Origin of the sequence: Pseudomonas sp. 91RF (assembly GCF_003576265.1) — a bacterium.
Taxonomy (GTDB): Bacteria; Pseudomonadota; Gammaproteobacteria; order Pseudomonadales; family Pseudomonadaceae; genus Aquipseudomonas; species Aquipseudomonas kribbensis.
Window position 1 is genome coordinate 1 of sequence record NZ_QWFC01000047.1, and the last position, 15132, is coordinate 15132.

The window sequence follows — 15132 nt, forward strand, 5'->3', positions numbered from 1 at the left end:
AGATGTGTATAAGAGACAGGGCGGTGTCGGTCGATGAAGTGATCGGTGCCGCCGGGCAACTGATTCCCGGCGATTACGTCGATGTGTTGCTGTACCTGCGCCAGGACGCCAGCAACCCGCAGCAGTCGGCGCAGATTGTGGTGCCGGCGATGCGCGTACTCGGCGTCGGCGAACAATACGGCCTGACCAACGACGGTCAGCCGGCCACGCCTGCGCTGAGCACCGACGACAAGCTCAAACAGGATCAGCGCCGGCTCACTGCGCGCACCGTGGTGCTGGCGGTGCCCGAACAACTGCTGAGCCGGATGATGCTCGCCACCCAGGTCGGGACCTTGCGCCTGGCCGTGCGCAGCAGTGAGGAACAGCGCCTGGCCAAATACTGGGCCGGCGAAAACCAGGCACCGGACAAACTGGTGGCCGCCAACAGCCAACTCTTTCAGTTCACCCAGCTTGCGCTGGGCGCCGCGCCGAAAATCCCGTCCAGCGGCGAGCACAGCGGCGCAGCGCGGCCGGCGGTGGAAGTGATTCGCGGCAATCAGATCACCCAACAGAATCCATGACAGAGCAAGGATCCAAGTGCATGCAGAGTCGTTTCTGGCCGACCTTCAATCCCCTGCTCCGGGCCTTGCTGTTGACGGGACTGTCGATCAACGCCGCCCAGGCAGCCAACGGCAACTGTTCGGCCCTGAGCCGCTTGCCGCCGGTAATCGAAGTCAATGAAGGCTGGCAAAGGGATCTGCAATCGCCGGTGGCAATCACCCGCCTGGCCATTGGCGATCCGAAAATCGCCGACGTGCACGCCACCGGCAACTCGTCGTTCCTGCTCACGGGCGTGGCCCCCGGTGCCACCAGCCTGATGGTCTGGACCGGCTGCTCCAGCGAACCGCGCCAGAGCATGGTATTTGTCCAGGGTGCCGCCACGAACGCCCTCACCGGCGCCGGTCCGTTGCCTTCAGATGACGCGCAGCTGCCTTCGCAGGTCCAGACCGATATTCGATTCGTCGAAGTCAGCCGTACCAAGCTCAAACAGGCCTCGGCCAAGCTGATCGGCACCCGCGGCAACTTCCTGTTCGGCTCCCCCGGAACACTGCCGCCCATCGATGGCGTGCCGCAACCGCGACTGCCGGTGGACAACTCGCTGTTCAACTTCTCGTGGATCGGCGGCAATACCATGGCGATCATCAACGCGCTTGAAGGCAGCGGCTTCGCCTACACCCTGGCGCGGCCAAGCCTGGTGGCGTTGAACGGGCAGAGCGCGAGCTTCCTCGCCGGTGGGCAGATTCCGATTCCGGTACCCAGCGCCGGCAGCGACAGCGTGTCCATCGAATACAAGGAGTTCGGCATCCGTCTGACCCTGACGCCCACGATCATCAGCCACGACCGCATCGCCCTGAAAGTCGCACCGGAAGTCAGCGAACTGGACTTCAGCAATGCGGTGCAGATCGCCGGCACCACGGTGCCGGCCCTGACCATCCGCCGCACCGACACCAGCATTTCCCTCGCCGATGGCGAGAGCTTTGTCATCAGCGGCCTGATCAGCACTACCAACAGCTCCCAGGTCGACAAGTTTCCGGGGCTGGGCGATATCCCGGTGCTCGGAGCGTTTTTCAAGAGTTCGCAGATCAAACGCGAAGAGCGCGAGCTGCTGATGATCGTCACCCCCCATCTGGTACGTCCACTGTCGGCGGAAGCGCAACTGCCGTCGCTGCCGGGAGAAAAACTGCGCAACTACGACCCGAACTTCTACCGCATGTTCTTCATGGAAAACGGCAACTTCGACAAACGCAGCGGGTTGTCCCAATGAGCCAGAACCTGAGCCAGACCTTTCTCGCCATCACCCGCAACACCACTGATCTGGAGTGGCTGCAAAGTGCGCTCGCGCCGCTGGGGCAAGTGGTCAGCGCCGGTACGGGCAGCCTCGATGAATTGCTCGCGCTGGTGGATGTCACCTTCGCCAGCCTGGTGTTCGTCGGCCTCGACCGTGAACACGTGGTGGCCCAGAGCGCGCTGATCGAAGGTGCGCTGGAAGCCAAGCCGATGCTGGCGATCGTCGCCCTCGGCGACGGCATGGACAATCAGTTGGTGCTCAACGCCATGCGCGCCGGGGCACGGGATTTTGTCGCCTACGGTTCACGCTCCAGCGAAGTGGCCGGGCTGGTACGCCGCTTGAGCAAACGCATGCCACCGGTGACCCACAACACGCAACTGGGTGGCCTGACGGTGCTATACGGCGTGCAGAGCAGTTCCGACGGCGCGCTGTTGTCCAACCATATGGCGCTGGTGGTGCAAAAGAGCGGGCAACAGACGCTGCTGCTGGATCTCGGCCTGCCCCGTGGTGACAGCCTGGCGCTGCTGGGGCTGGAGAGCTCGTTCCACTTCGGCGATGCCTTGCGCCATTTGCGCAGGCTCGATGCGACGCTGATCGACAGCGCCTTCACCAGCGCCGAAGCCGGGCTGCGGATTCTCGCGTACGCCGACAATGACGAGCCGCTGGAGAGCACCAGCGCCGCCGAGCTGTACATGTTGCTCAGTGCCTTGCGCCAGCACTTCCAGCACATTGTCGTGAACCTCACCGGCCAGCCTGACAGCGAAGCCTTGCGCACCTTCGTCAGCCATTGCGACAAGCTGATCTGGTACACCGACCAGAACGTCCTCAACTGCCGACGCAACCTTGCGGTGTTCAACCTGTGGCGGGAAAAAGGCATGAAGCTCGATCACGGACGGCTGTTGGTCGACCGCTATCTGAGCAACGTCGCGCCGGATGCGGATACCCTCGGCAAGACGTTCAATCTGGAAGTGATCGCCGTGCTGGCCCTGAGTCCGGAGCTGCGTCTGAATGCCAAGAATCAGGGCGTCAGCCTGTTTGAACTGGCTCCCCGGGAAAAGCTCACCCAGAGCCTGCGGGCGCTTGGCGAACGACTGGCCAGACGTTCCGAAGGCCTGGTCAAACCCAAGGTCACCTGGTTCGACCGGTTGCGAGGCAGCTCATGAGTCCGGAAAAACTCTTCGGTGCCCCGGCTCGCGGTCAGTCGGGCAACACCGACCACGAAGGCCTGAAACTGGTCCTGCATCGCTACATCATCGATGCCATCGAGGAGTCCGGGAAAAACCTGCTCGAAGGTTCGCGGCAGTTGCTGGCGCAGTTCGTCACCGACAAGGTCGCCGAGTACATCGCCCGTCTGCACCTGGCGATTTCCCGTTACGAGATGGAGCGTCTGGCGGAAGAAATCGTCGATGAACTGACCGGTTTCGGCCCACTGGAAGTGTTGCTGCGCGACAGCGCCGTGACCGAGATCCTGGTCAACGGCCCGCACCGGGTGTTCATCGAGCGCGATGGCGTGCTGCACCAGAGCGACCTGCGCTTCATCGATGCGCATCACGTCGAACGGGTCATGCAGCGCATTCTCGCGCCGCTCGGGCGACGGCTCGACGAGTCGTCGCCGATGGTCGATGCGCGCCTGCCCGACGGCAGCCGGGTCAACGCGATCATCCCGCCGATCGCCCTCGACGGGCCGTGTCTGTCAATCCGGAAATTCCGCAAGGACATGCTCAAGAGCAGCGACCTGATCGCCATGCAGACCATCGACCTGGCGATCTTCGATTGCCTGCAGGAAGCGGTGGGCAAGCGCTGCAACATCCTGATCAGCGGCGGCACCGGTACCGGCAAGACCACGTTGTTGAACATTCTCAGTCAGTTGATCAACCCCCATGAACGGCTGGTGACCATCGAGGACGTCGCCGAACTGCAACTTGGCCACCCGCACGTGGTGCGCCTGGAAACCCGGCCGCCGAACGCCGAAGGTCATGGCGAGGTCAAGGCCAGCGACCTGATCCGCAACGCCCTGCGGATGCGCCCGGACCGGATCATCCTCGGCGAGATCCGTGGCGTCGAAGTGCTCGACGTGCTCACGGCGATGAACACCGGCCACGACGGTTCGATGAGCACGGTCCACGCCAACAATGCCCAGGATGCGTTGCTGCGTCTGGAAACCCTGGTCGGCCTGACCGGTCGCACGGTGGCCGAGCGCACGTTGCGGCAAATGATCTGCGCCGCGCTCGACATGATCATCCAGTTGACCCGCATGCCCGACGGCCGCCGCTGCGTGAGCGAGGTGGTGGAAGTGGTCGGCGTGCGTGAAGACATCTACGTCACCAACACGTTGTTCCGCCTCGATCGACGCACCGGGTTCGGCTTCCTGCGTGAAGCGGTCAACCCGGCCGGCGACAAGTTGCGGCACGAGTCGAGCCTGGGCTGAGCGCATGGAGCTTTCGTCATGATGGGGCCGGTGATTCTCATCGTCATTTGCCTGATGCTGCTGGGGCTGTCGATTCGCCTGTTTCTGCATGGCGTGCGCAAGACCGCCAACGAACGGGTGCTCACCCGACTGGCTGCCGGGCAACCGCAGACAGCGCCCGGCAAAACTACGTGGACGGGGCTCGAACGCATGTTCCTGCGGGCCGGCCTGGGTCGCCCTGGCGAGCGTCTGGGGTTGTGGCTGGCGTTATGGGCCATCGCGATGATGCTGGGTTACCTGACCGCCGAGTGGATCGGTCTGTTGATCATGATGCTGGCGCCGCCCCTGGTGTTGCGCCTGTACATCGCGTGGCTGTACCGCCGCCGGCTCAACCGCATGATCGAGCAACTGCCGCAACTGCTGGACCACACCGTGCGCAGCCTCAAATCCGGACGCACCCTGAACGACGCGGTGCTGGGCGGCATCGACTCCAGCGAGGATCCGCTGAAGACCGCGATGGGCCGGGTCCAGCGCAACGTGCAGTTGGGCGTGAACCTGCCGGACGCGGTGAGCGACTTTGCCGAGCTCTACGAACAGGACGAACTGCGCATGTTCGCCCTGGGCCTGAAGGTCAATCACCGCTACGGCGGCAATGCCAGCGAGTTGCTGGAAAACCTGATCAAACTGATCCGCGAACGCGATCAGGGTGCCCGGCAATTGCGTGCCCTCACCGGCGAAACCCGCCTGACCGCATGGGTGCTCGGCTCGTTGCCGGTGATCATCGTCAGCTACTTCATGCTGACAAATCCCGGTTACATGCTCGGCATGTGGAAAGACCCCGGCGGCCAGACCATGCTGATCATCGCGGTGGTGTTGCAGGTCATCGGCAGCCTGGCGCTGTGGCGCATGTTGAGGAGTGTCTGAGATGGTGATCCTGGCCAGTCTCATGCTGCTGCTCGGGGCGCTGTTGCTGGTCGGCAACCATTTGCTGACCGAACGTCGCCGGGTACGTCAGGTCAACCAGCGCCTGCAGGGCCATCTGGTGCGCGAGAGCCGTTTGCGCAGCTTTTTGCGAGCGCTGGGCAACAGTCGGTTCGGTCAGCGTTCGGTGAGCATGGACAGCGAAACCCAGACCCTGCTCAACCGTCTCGGCTGGCGCCGGGCCAGTGAGCGTTCGCTGTTTGCCGCGTGCCAGATCGGCACGCCGATACTGGCACTGGGCATCGGTTTGTTTCTGCAGGAAGTGTTCTTTCCCCAGGCGCCCAAGGGCTGGCTGGTGCCGATGTTCGCCACCGGTCTGGGCTACCTGTTGCCCAAGCGCCTGCTGGCCTATGCCGCCGCCCGGCGGCAAAAAATCATTTCGGTGGAGGTTTCGACGTTCATTCCTCTGCTGCGCATCCTGTTCGAGTCCGGCATGGCGGTCGAACAGGCACTGCGCGTGTTGAGCATCGAGGGGCAGAAGCTGCTGCCGGAACTGACCAGCGAATTGCGCCTGATCCTGGCCCGCGTCGACTCGGGGCTGGAGCTGGGCCAGGAGCTGAACAAGTCGGCGGTGATGCTGGCGGTGGATGAGTTCACCGACACCTGCGTGATCCTGCAACAGCTGATTCAACAGGGCGGCGGCGCGATGAAATCGCTGCTGGCGCTCAAACAGCTGCTGGATGACCGACGCCTGACGCGCTTGCAGGAATACATCTCGAAGATGTCGGCGAAGATGTCGGTGGTCATGATGCTGTTCCTGTTTCCGGCCTTGCTGATCGTACTGGCGGGCCCCGGATTTACCGCAATCACCCGGGCGTTTGCGTCCTGACATGGAGAGCGTTTGATGAAAGCACTGATGGTGGTGGCAAGCCTGTTGCTGCTGGGCGGTTGCGCAACCGATGGTCAGGCGCCGTGGACCGCCATGCTGGCGCCGACCAATTGCAGCAAGCTGAGCGCCGAGCAGGAACTGTCGCTGAATCTGGTGGACGATCTGGCCAATGACGGCAAGCTGCACGCCAGCCTGGCCAACCTGCAGGGCCTGCCCGACAACCTCGTGGAGGTGCGTCTGCGCAAGGCCAAGGTCTATCGTCTGCTGGGGCGCAGCGAAGCCGAACCGCTTTATCGCGGCCTGCTCGGCACTTGCCTGAGTGCTGACGCCGAACACGGTCTGGGTCAGTTGTATGCCGCACGCGGCGATAACGGCCAGGCGCAGGCGCACTTGCAACGGGCCGTTCGACTGGCGCCGACCAATGAAAACATCCACAACGATCTAGGCGTGGTGTACCTCAATCAGCTGCGGCTCGAAGACGCGCGCTTCGAGTTCCTCACAGCCATCGAGCTCAAGCAGAACAATCAACTGGCGACGCTGAACCTGATCACTTTGCTGATCTACCAGAACAACTGGCAGCAGGCCGCCGAAATCGTCAGTCGCGCGCACCTGACCCCGGAACAGTTCACCGACGCTCAGGAGCGGGCGGAAAAACTCAAGTCCCCGATCAAGGCCAAACCTGCAACCGGCAATCAGGTTGCGGTGGCCGCCGACCCGCTGGCGGCGCCGATCAAGTGATCTTCAAGGAGGCCACATGAACATCTGCAAGACACTTTGCTGCCTGAGCCTGCTGAGCCTGCCGCTCGCTGCGCTGGCCATCGACGCCGGCCCGGCCTCGGCGCAACAACAGGAAACCGAAGGCTGGCTGCTGCTGCAAAGCCGCAACAAGGCCGCGTCCCCCGATCCGCAGGCGGCCACGGCCACCGAACGTGAACTGGCCATGCAGCGCTGGCTGAAGAAGTACAAATATGACATCCCTGATTTCTATGACCAGGATGCCGGCGGCAAGATCGACACGAAGAACTGAGGTGCGAGGTGGCCGTCAGTCGTTTATCTCTGACGGCCGCGAAGCCCGGCTAGTGCTCCGTGACTCGCTGACGCAAAGCCGCCGCACTCGGCGACAAGGCCAGCGCCAGTTGGGTGCGGTTGTGCATGTGGGTCAGGCGCAGCACTTGCGAGACGTAAAGCTTGACGGTGTTTTCGGTGATGCCCAGCTCGCAGGCGATCTGGTAATTGGTCTGCCCCTTGCCCACCAGACGCGCCACGTCCAGTTGCCGCGGTGACAACTGATTGAAGATGGCCGGGATCTCCAGCGCGTCGGTGTCACCCGGTGCCTGCTCACTGACGGGAGCCGGCCCGCGGCGCACCTTGTCCAGATCCTGATACAGATCATCGATGGACGACGACAGGTCCTGCAGTTTCTGATTCAGGTGCCCCAATTGCAGGGTTTTCTGCCGCTCCTGCAGCACCGCCTCCTGGCGCTGCAGACCTTCGAGCAGTTCGTCCAGGTTGACGGGTTTCTGGTAGTAGTCGGCAATCCCGGCGCGCAACGCCTTGATCACATCCTGTTTGTCGGCGCGGCCGGTGAGCATGATCGCCTCGAACACCCGCGCCTTGCCGGCCTGTCGCTGCAGTTCCTGCACCAGCTGGATGCCGTCGAGGTCCGGCATGTGCAGATCGCACAGCACCAGACCGATCGCCGGATCCTCGGCAAAACGCTCGACGGCCTCTTTGCCGGACCCGCAGGGGACACAGCGATAGCCGTTGCTCTCGAGAAACTCACAGAGCTCCTCGACGATCAATGGCTGATCATCGACAACGAGGACTTTTACCGCAGATGTAAGCTTGTTCACGTGCCACTCCATGCCCGGGCCAAAACTGACCATTCCTGTACTGTCAGCCGTTGGCCGTATAACCAGTACCTTTGAAAGTAGACGCACTTTCCGACTATGTACATAAGACTAGTGGCGTTTGGCGACTAATGGATCCAAGGTAGTACAAGCAGGAAACCGATCAGCACGAACGGCGCAAATGGCAGCTTTTTTGACATGGATGGCGCCATATATCGAAGACGATGCCTAAGCCCTTGACTCATATGCAGCCAGACTCTTGGCGCCAGCAGGATCCAGACGACGCTTGCGACGCCGGCGCCGATAAAAATCCCGAGCAACGACACACCGTCCGTCGCAAGACCGAGGGCTGTCATTAATTTCACATCGCCGGCCCCCATGCGCCCCATGAAATACCCCGGCAGGGTGAACGCCAGTGCCACCAGACAGGCCCAGCCGCCCTGCTTCGCTGCGGCACCGGTCCAGGTCGTTCCGAAATACAGCAGATAAACCAGTGCCAGAGCGCCAACACCCAACGTCATGGCGTTGGCGATCCTTCGTTGCCGGGCATCCTGGGCCGCACACAAGGTCAACCAGATCAGAAGAACAAGGCTTTGCATCCGGTAAAAACCGTCCGTTTTGGCTGAATGATTCTATGCTGATACTACGCAGTGACTGTCAGGGTAGACGCACGGATGAAAACCGGCTCTCGGAAGGCGCAAAAAGGCGCGGTGGCGATCGAATTCGCCCTGGTGTTCGTGATCTTTTTCGCGGTGTTTTACGGCCTGGTCAGCTATGCCCTGCCGTTCGTGCTGATGCAGACGTTCAATCAGGCCACGGCCGAAGCGGTACGGCGCAGCGTGGCGGTCGATCCCACGACGCCCAACTACTCGACAGTTGTCGTCAACACCGCCAACGCCGCCCTGACCCAGCAGTTTTCAGGCCTGCCCAGCGCCCTGAACGTGGTGGTCGGCGTGGACACTTCAGCGATCTATGACACGACGCAAGGTACGCTCACGGTCAGCGTCAATTACCCCGTCAGCAAACTCAATCAGGTCATTCCGTTTCTGGTGTTGCCGGGCGTCGGCGCCGTCCCCAGCCTGCCCACCAACCTGACCGCCAGCTCGAGCCTGAAATTTTGACGTCCGGGGACAATCTCTTCGGCCGCCTGCTCAAGCGCGCGCCGCTGGCCGGCGACCTGCCGGACGTGCTCGGCTCACCCGCGACGGGCCTGCACCTGTACCTCGATGGCGAAGGCGCCGTGTTGCAGATGGCCGGCCCCTTGCGCCTGTTGCTGGCACAGCAGATGCCCCATGACAAACCGTTGCCGCTGCACGATTTACTGCTACCCCACAGCACCCTGGCGATCGAAGGCCGGCCTCAGGAATGGCAAGGGCTGCTGCTGGACCTGGATTTCCCCGGTCTGGGCGAACAGACCCTGCACCTGCGCGGCTGGGCCCAGCCTCTGGGCAACGGCTGGCTGCTGCAACTGATCGACATTGCCGACCTCTTGTCCGAACGCCGGCAAGCCCATCAACGCGAGGCGTGCCACGGGATTGCCGGGCAGATCAGCAAGCAGTTGCGCAGTTGCAGCCTGGGACGACTGCCAGTGGTCGTCAGCGAACAGCTGCAGATCATCGCTCAGCGCTGGCAGATCCCCTGTGTGGCGCTCGCCTTGCTCAATGAGCAGGAACAGGTGTGGCAGGTTCACTGCCAGTTCCACGCCCACGACGCACCCGCGTTGTGGCACGACGGCCAGCGCCTCGGTACGCCGCTGGACAGTCTCAACGGCACCGGCCCGCAACGCCTCGGCGCGCATTACGGCCAATATGAACATTCACGGGTGCAGGGGCTGTTCGGCAATGCCGAGGGTTTCGCCGTGCCCTACAGCGATGATCGAGGCGTCATGGCGTGGTTGCTCTGCGGCTTTTACGCAGTCGACAAGACCGCGCCGTATCTGACCGACCGTGACTGGCTGATGCTGGCCGGCGCTCTGGCGGGGCCGTTGCTCGGGCGTTTGCGTGAGCAGCAGCATCAACTGCAACTGGAGCGCCTCGAGTCGTTGCAGACATTGCTGGGCACCGGTTGGTGGGAAATCGGCAGCGCTGGCGAACACATCCAACTGGCCCCGACGCTGGCCGCCATCCTGCAACAGGACAGCTCGACGCTGACCCTGGAACACTGGCTGAACCTGATCCACCCCGCCGACCGCGAAGAAGTGCGCAGCCGCCTGCAGGCCCTGCAGATGCATGGGGAAATCCTCGACCTTTGCGTACGCCTGCATCCTAACGACGCCAGTCAGGCGCCGGCGTGGTATCGCCTTCAGGGGCAGGTCAGCGGCACCGGCGATCACCGCCGGCTGGCGGGCTTCATGCTGGACATCAGCGACATCAAGAACCAGCAGCAACTGGCCGCTGCGGCCCATGCGCGACTGGACAACCTGATCGCCAGTTCACCGGCGGTCATCTACGTCCAGCACTACGTCGAAGGCGCATTGCTGCCAGCGTTTTTCAGCGCCAGTCTGCAACCCTTGCTGGGTTGGAGTCTGGAAGACTGCGATGCCGGTGCGCTGGTGGAGCGGATCCACCCGGATGACCGGGCGCTGTATTTCGAACGCACCCGGCAGCTGTTGCGCGAAGGTTCGGTACGCGCCCGCTATCGCCTGCGCGACAGTCGCGGTGATTATCACTGGCTGCTCGACGAAGCCCGCCTGCTGCGCAACGACCTCGGGTTGCCGGTGGAGGCCGTTGGACTCTGGCTGGACGTCACCGAGGCCACGCTGGCCACCGAACAGGTCAGGCAGAGTGAAGAGCGCTACCGGATTCTGGTGGAGGACTCGCCGGCGATGATTTGTCGTTATCGCCCGGACCTGATACTGACCTTCGGCAACCAGCCGCTGGCGAAGTATCTGGAATGCGCGCCCGAAGAATTACCCGGAGTCAATTTGGGCAGCTGGATGTCGGACGTACAACGCGCAGACTTCGTCGAGCGACTGACGTTGTTGACCCCGGAGTCCCCCGTCAGCACCGCCGAAATCAATCTGCAATTGCCGGGGCGCGAACATGCGTGGTGGGTGTGGTCGGATCGCGGCGTGTTCGATGAGCACGGGAAACTGATCGAAGTGCAGGCCGTCGGCCGCGACAACACCGAAGTGCGCCGCTCCCAGCAGCAACTCACCCAGAGCGCGAAAATGGCCACCCTCGGCGAAATGGCCACAGGTCTCGCCCACGAAATCAATCAGCCGCTGAACGTCATGCGCATGGCCATCGTCAACGTGCAGAAGCGCCTGAGCAACGGCGATGTGCAGATCGACTACCTGACCGACAAGCTCAACCGCATCGACGCCCAGGTCCAGCGTGCCGCAAAAGTGGTGGACCACATGCGGGTGTTCGGCCGTCGCTCGGAAATCGAACAACAGCTGTTCAACCCCGCCAGCGCCATCGAAGGCACGCTGTCGCTGCTGGCCGAAGGCATGCGCGGCAAAGGCGTGGATTTGCGCATCAGTGAAACCCCGTTCGAGGTTCAGGTGCGCGGTTACGTCGATCAGTTGGAGCAGGTGTTGATCAACCTGATGGTCAATGCCCGGGATGCGTTGCTGGGCAAGCGCGAGTCCGAGTCAGGCTTCAAACCGTGGATTTCGATTTACGCCGAACGGGATGAAGAAAAGGTGCGGCTGTGGGTCGAGGACAACGGTGGCGGTATCGATCCGCGTCTGCTGGAGCGGATCTTCGAACCGTTCTTCACCACCAAACCGGTGGGTGTCGGCACCGGTCTGGGGTTGTCGGTGAGTTACGGGATCATCGAAAACATGGGCGGCCATCTGAGCGTGCGCAACTCGGCAGAAGGTGCGCGGTTCTGCATCGAGCTGCCGATTGCACCCGATGACTAGATGACGAGGTAAGCCTTGCCCGTCTGGCCGCAGGTCATGTTGGCGCCGACGTCCACGTCCATCAGATTGATGCCCAGGCTCTTGAGCAGGTTGTTCAGCAACGGGTCGAGCAATGGGCTGACCAGATTGGTGATCAACGGTTGCAGGATCGTCGTCACATCGCTGATCAGGCTGGCGACACCGGTAACGATAGCCCCCAGCGGGTTGCTGCCCTGGGGTTTGTAGACGATCAGGTTGATCCCCGCCAGCGTGCTCGCCAGGCTGTTGACGATATTGCTGGTGGGCGCAGCGGAAATCACGCTCGGCGGCAGTTTCAGGTTGGGTGGCGTGGGGAACGGCGTGCCGCTGGAAAACACCAGATCCTGAGTGTTCTGCGCCACGCTGGTGTTGACCATGATCGCGATGCCGCCGGCGCCGTATTGCACATGGGTGCTTTCGTCACAACTGCCGATCCCCAGAATCTTGTGGCAGGTCACGGTGCCCAGATCCACCAGCGGCAACGGGGTGACTGTCGGCTCGGCAGAGGAAGAAAACGCGTTGGTCGGGTCAATCTTGCCCACCTTGAGATCGGCAACGGAGGTAATGGTATGGGCCGTCAGGCTCTTGGTCCCGGTGTTGCCGGTGGGGCAACTGTAATCGGTGACGTAACTGGTGGCCCCGCCAGCATCGAGGCTGATGTCGATTTCAGGCGAAGGCAGCAGCAATGGGTCCAATTGCTGGCAACCGGCGCCGAGCAGACAACCCACCGAATTCAGGGTCGCGACCAGGTTCAGGCTGAGCAACGCATTGAGCGTCGGAGTCAGGGTTCCGACCAGTCCCAGCACGGCGTTGGTCAGCCCGGTCACCCCGGACAACACCGGCAGATTCACCGAGAGCATCGTGCGGATCTGCGCGGTACGCACATAAATCCGGTTCGGCCCCAGCGGGTTGGCCTTGGCCAGCGCCGGATCGCCGATGGCGGAAAACTGCGGCGGCTCGATGACCTTGACCCGCACCGTGACATTCGCCAGACCCAGCACGCTGATCGGCAGGGTGGCGGCCACCGCGCTGTTGCTGTTGGCCAGCTGGATCACGCCCTGGATCAGTTGCAGCAGTTGCAGATTGGCGTCGAGTCCGGCCGCCGTGGTGCCGGTCTGCAGCTGCAGGATATCGCCCAGCTTGAGTGGCGCGGCATTGATCGCCGCCACTTGCAATTGCCCGAGCGCGGTAATCACGTCGGCGGTTGCACCATTGAGCTGGACCACCGTAATCGCGGCCTGGATCAATTGCGTCACGGTGGTCTGAGTATTGAGCAACTGGGTGTAATTGCCGGCGGCGACGTTGAGGTTGATCGCCAGTTGATTCAGATAACTGAGCAGGTTGATGTCGGTGTTGAGCAGGCCGTTCCAGCCCACCGCCGTCAGATTCACACTGCCGCCCAACAGGCCGGAGACCAGTGGGTTGAGGATGCTCGACTGGGCCGTGCTGATGTTGGCCAGGTTGCTGCGGATATTCAGCTGGGCCACAGTGGGCTGGGGTTGTGCGGCCACCGCCGAGGCATAGAGCACGGTGTTAAGGCTGAGGGGAGTGCCGCTGAAGAGTGACTGCACGCCGCCAGCGAAACTGGTGGTCACGGTGTGGTTGGCCGCGACCTTGACCGCCACCGCCTGGGTGGCATCCACGCTGAACGTGCGCAAACCGCTGGAAGCCGTCACCAAGGTGCCGCAGTCGACCACCAGCACGTTGTTCGCGTCCGTGACAAAACCGTTGCGTGTCGCACTTTGCCCCGCGTAACTCGCCGCTGTGAGGCCCGGCAGGCAATTGCCACCACGGCTGACCGCTTCCAGCGCCGCGTTATCCACCAGCCGCTGCAATTTGCGCTGTTCCATGTACAGACGGCCGGTGTCCACCACCAGCAACATCAGGATCAGCGCGAGGCTGAGGGTCGCGGCCGCCATCAAGCCGATGGCCCCGCGCTGTCGGGCGGGGCCGCGACACTGCGAAAGACGCGACATGGCGCACTCCTTTGCCGGCGCACGGCCGGGCGCAAGCTCCATTGGTGGATGTCAGTGTAGACCCGGCGCAACGACACTGCTGGCAACGCGCCAGCCGTGCGTGCGGAAAAGAAAAACGGGAGCCCTTGGGCTCCCGTTCATGGCGCTCACCTAGCGCGGAGGGTAGTTCGACAGAATCCGCGTCACCGTTTCATGGATGGCGCTGCTGCGATCCGCCGGGTTCGGCGTGCGGCTGAGCATCTGTTCATCGCTGCCGCGCCATACCAGTTTGCCGTCCTTGCCGTCGAGCAAGTCGATCTGGATCGTCGCGACCTTGTAGGTGATATTGCGGGTTTCGTTGTACATCGGTGCGCCCCAGTAACCGTTCCATGGGCCACCCCAACCACCGCCATAGTTGGTGGTGACCTGCTGCTGGCGATCCTCGACGATCAGGTAGGTTTGCACATTCAAGTCACCCTTGGTGCCCGCAGCGGCAGGACGCAGGCCGCGCTGGTCCAGTTGATCGGCGACCGACTGGCGAATCCGTTGTTCGGTCAGGTCGCTCTTGATCCGTGGATCGTCGGGGCGGTATTGCAGGGCGGGTTCTTTCCAGCTCCAGCTGCGGTAGGCGGCAAAGTCGCGGCTGGCGTCGAAGTCATGATTGACCTGGTTGGCGGCGCAGGCACTGAGCAGCGCGGCCACGGCCAGTAAAGCAAAACGGCGGAACATGGTTTTTCTCCGGTGGAAAACATGAACCTGAGGGAGCTTCCGGTTCACGGGAAGCTAACTGGGAGGATACGCCGACATGGCCTTTTCGACAGCCTCGCGGATCGCATCGGCCCGGTCACTCTGGTTGCCCTGGGTGCCGGTTTCGGCGCTGGCACTCCAGACCGGCTGGCCGGTGCCGGCGTCGAACAGATCGACCCGCACCACCACGACCTGCTCCTGATAAGTACGGACAATCGGCACCGTGTTGTACATGCCGTAACCGCGGCCGTAACGGTCATAGCCGCCATATCCGCCGTAGTAACCGTAATCGTCCTGGACCTGACGCAAGCGGGTTTCCAGGCTCAGGTTGGCGCTGACAAAAAGGTCGGCCGGGCGATTGTCGTGCAACGGGCGCAGGCCGCGTTGATCCAGCGCACTGCTGACCGCCTCGGCCACTTGCGCCGAGTCCGCCCAGGCGCTGCCGGGTGGCAGACGCCCGTTGAGCCACGTCCAACTGCGGTAGCGCCCGTAATCCCGTGGTGGCGCGGGATAAGCGCTGCGGTCGAAGGTGGTCGCGGCTTGCGGTGGCGCCGGCGGCAAGGGCCGCGACTGCGCCACATAAGGGTTGCTGCCCTGGCACGCGGCCAACCCCAGACAGATCAGCAATAACCCGGAATGACCTTTCATT

Annotated in this window: 15 protein-coding genes; 10 read left to right on the plus strand and 5 right to left on the minus strand. The window is 62.7% G+C overall.

Going from position 1 to position 15132, the window contains the following annotated elements:
* The 8 genes from cpaB to DXT77_RS23355 form a co-directional block, all read left to right on the plus strand.
* Positions 1–560: Flp pilus assembly protein CpaB (gene cpaB / locus DXT77_RS23320; RefSeq protein ID WP_119429359.1), on the plus strand; the 560-nt coding region annotated here is incomplete at its 5' end.
* Between the two features lie 20 nt (positions 561–580).
* A complete protein-coding gene (locus DXT77_RS23325; protein ID WP_119429360.1) occupies positions 581–1804 on the plus strand; it encodes a type II and III secretion system protein family protein in 1224 nt (407 codons plus the stop codon).
* Positions 1801–2991 carry a pilus assembly protein gene (locus tag DXT77_RS23330; RefSeq protein ID WP_119429361.1) on the plus strand — a complete coding sequence of 397 codons (1191 nt, stop codon included), beginning with the start codon at positions 1801–1803 and terminating at the stop codon, positions 2989–2991. The genes DXT77_RS23325 and DXT77_RS23330 overlap by 4 nt, the downstream gene beginning before the upstream one ends.
* Complete coding sequence (locus DXT77_RS23335) at positions 2988–4256, plus strand: CpaF family protein (RefSeq protein WP_119429362.1); 1269 nt, start codon at positions 2988–2990, stop codon at positions 4254–4256. Before DXT77_RS23330 ends, DXT77_RS23335 begins: the two co-directional genes overlap by 4 nt.
* An 18-nt stretch (positions 4257–4274) precedes the next feature.
* Positions 4275–5159, plus strand: a complete 885-nt coding sequence (locus tag DXT77_RS23340; protein WP_114881294.1) for a type II secretion system F family protein — start codon at positions 4275–4277, stop codon at positions 5157–5159.
* 1 nt (position 5160) lies between these two features.
* A complete protein-coding gene (locus DXT77_RS23345) occupies positions 5161–6045 on the plus strand; it encodes a type II secretion system F family protein (protein ID WP_119429363.1) in 885 nt (294 codons plus the stop codon).
* Between the two features lie 15 nt (positions 6046–6060).
* Positions 6061–6783, plus strand: a complete 723-nt coding sequence (locus tag DXT77_RS23350; protein WP_119429364.1) for a tetratricopeptide repeat protein — start codon at positions 6061–6063, stop codon at positions 6781–6783.
* Positions 6784–6799: 16 nt separating this feature from the next.
* Positions 6800–7072, plus strand: coding sequence for a DUF3613 domain-containing protein (locus DXT77_RS23355; protein ID WP_119429365.1), 273 nt, complete (start codon positions 6800–6802; stop codon positions 7070–7072).
* Positions 7073–7121: 49 nt separating this feature from the next.
* Here the strand turns inward: DXT77_RS23355 and DXT77_RS23360 are convergent, their stop codons facing one another.
* Entirely contained in the window at positions 7122–7898 is a 777-nt protein-coding gene (locus DXT77_RS23360; protein WP_119429558.1) for a response regulator transcription factor, read from the minus strand.
* Between the two features lie 125 nt (positions 7899–8023).
* A complete protein-coding gene (locus DXT77_RS23365) occupies positions 8024–8494 on the minus strand; it encodes a prepilin peptidase (protein ID WP_119429366.1) in 471 nt (156 codons plus the stop codon).
* 75 nt (positions 8495–8569) lie between these two features.
* Here DXT77_RS23365 and DXT77_RS23370 point away from each other — a divergent pair, with 75 nt between their 5' ends.
* Positions 8570–9016 (plus strand): TadE/TadG family type IV pilus assembly protein, encoded by a 447-nt coding sequence (locus DXT77_RS23370; protein WP_119429367.1) that lies wholly within the window; start codon positions 8570–8572, stop codon positions 9014–9016.
* Positions 9013–11763, plus strand: a complete 2751-nt coding sequence (locus tag DXT77_RS23375; RefSeq protein WP_119429368.1) for an ATP-binding protein — start codon at positions 9013–9015, stop codon at positions 11761–11763. The genes DXT77_RS23370 and DXT77_RS23375 overlap by 4 nt, the downstream gene beginning before the upstream one ends.
* On the opposite strand, the gene DXT77_RS23380 is transcribed toward DXT77_RS23375, so the two are convergent.
* The 3 genes from DXT77_RS23380 to DXT77_RS23390 form a co-directional block, all read right to left on the minus strand.
* Positions 11760–13757 (minus strand): pilus assembly protein TadG-related protein, encoded by a 1998-nt coding sequence (locus tag DXT77_RS23380; protein ID WP_119429369.1) that lies wholly within the window; start codon positions 13755–13757, stop codon positions 11760–11762. The genes DXT77_RS23375 and DXT77_RS23380 overlap by 4 nt on opposite strands.
* A gap of 150 nt (positions 13758–13907) precedes the next feature.
* A complete protein-coding gene (locus DXT77_RS23385) occupies positions 13908–14465 on the minus strand; it encodes a DUF4136 domain-containing protein (protein WP_119429370.1) in 558 nt (185 codons plus the stop codon).
* Between the two features lie 54 nt (positions 14466–14519).
* Positions 14520–15131, minus strand: coding sequence for a DUF4136 domain-containing protein (locus DXT77_RS23390; protein ID WP_119429371.1), 612 nt, complete (start codon positions 15129–15131; stop codon positions 14520–14522).
* Between the last annotated feature and the right edge of the window lies 1 nt (position 15132).

Bases quoted from the DNA above. Each gene is read 5' to 3' on its own strand.
- DXT77_RS23365 (WP_119429366.1), bottom strand. From the start codon at position 8,494: ATGCAAAGCCTTGTTCTTCTGATCTGGTTGACCTTGTGTGCGGCCCAG.
- DXT77_RS23325 (WP_119429360.1), top strand. From the start codon at position 581: ATGCAGAGTCGTTTCTGGCCGACCTTCAATCCCCTGCTCCGGGCCTTG.
- DXT77_RS23390 (WP_119429371.1), bottom strand. From the start codon at position 15,131: ATGAAAGGTCATTCCGGGTTATTGCTGATCTGTCTGGGGTTGGCCGCG.
- DXT77_RS23335 (WP_119429362.1), top strand. From the start codon at position 2,988: ATGAGTCCGGAAAAACTCTTCGGTGCCCCGGCTCGCGGTCAGTCGGGC.
- DXT77_RS23345 (WP_119429363.1), top strand. From the start codon at position 5,161: ATGGTGATCCTGGCCAGTCTCATGCTGCTGCTCGGGGCGCTGTTGCTG.
- DXT77_RS23350 (WP_119429364.1), top strand. From the start codon at position 6,061: ATGAAAGCACTGATGGTGGTGGCAAGCCTGTTGCTGCTGGGCGGTTGC.
- DXT77_RS23385 (WP_119429370.1), bottom strand. From the start codon at position 14,465: ATGTTCCGCCGTTTTGCTTTACTGGCCGTGGCCGCGCTGCTCAGTGCC.
- DXT77_RS23380 (WP_119429369.1), bottom strand. From the start codon at position 13,757: ATGTCGCGTCTTTCGCAGTGTCGCGGCCCCGCCCGACAGCGCGGGGCC.
- DXT77_RS23370 (WP_119429367.1), top strand. From the start codon at position 8,570: ATGAAAACCGGCTCTCGGAAGGCGCAAAAAGGCGCGGTGGCGATCGAA.
- DXT77_RS23340 (WP_114881294.1), top strand. From the start codon at position 4,275: ATGATGGGGCCGGTGATTCTCATCGTCATTTGCCTGATGCTGCTGGGG.
- DXT77_RS23330 (WP_119429361.1), top strand. From the start codon at position 1,801: ATGAGCCAGAACCTGAGCCAGACCTTTCTCGCCATCACCCGCAACACC.
- DXT77_RS23355 (WP_119429365.1), top strand. From the start codon at position 6,800: ATGAACATCTGCAAGACACTTTGCTGCCTGAGCCTGCTGAGCCTGCCG.